General features: G+C 52.6%; 1 rRNA gene. It reads left to right on the top strand.

Features of this window, described 5'->3' with window-relative positions:
- Positions 1-90: 90 nt before the first annotated feature.
- A 23S ribosomal RNA gene (locus LGZ98_RS24025) occupies positions 91-610 on the top strand; the annotation flags it as partial.

The following is a 610-nucleotide window of genomic DNA, read 5'->3' on the forward strand; positions in this document are numbered from 1 at the left end:
AGCTGAAAAATTGAAATTCTCACTGATATCCTTGGGATATGAGTGAAGAGTCTCTCAAGCTGAACAATTCGAGACACTTTCGGGTTGTGAGGTTAAGCGACGAAGCGTACACGGTGGATGCCTAGGCAGTCAGAGGCGATGAAGGACGTGCTAATCTGCGAAAAGCGTCGGTAAGCTGATATGAAGCGTAATAGCCGGCGATGTCCGAATGGGGAAACCCAGTGCAATGCGTTGCACTATCATTAACTGAATTCATAGGTTAATGAGGCGAACCGGGGGAACTGAAACATCTCAGTACCCCGAGGAAAAGAAATCAACCGAGATTCCCCCAGTAGCGGCGAGCGAACGGGGAGGAGCCCAGAACCTGCATCAGCTCGGGCATCAGAGGAACGGTCTGGAAAGGCCGGCGAGAGAGGGTGACAGCCCCGTACTCGAAGATGACCGGGTTGTGAGTTCGAAGAGTAAGGCGGGACACGAGAAATCCTGTCTGAAGGTGGGGGGACCATCCTCCAAGGCTAAATACTCCTGACTGACCGATAGTGAACCAGTACCGTGAGGGAAAGGCGAAAAGAACCCCGGCGAGGGGAGTGAAAGAGAACCTGAAACCGTG

It is taken from the genome of Photorhabdus kayaii (assembly GCF_025384895.1).
GTDB classification, from domain to species: domain Bacteria; phylum Pseudomonadota; class Gammaproteobacteria; order Enterobacterales; family Enterobacteriaceae; genus Photorhabdus; species Photorhabdus kayaii.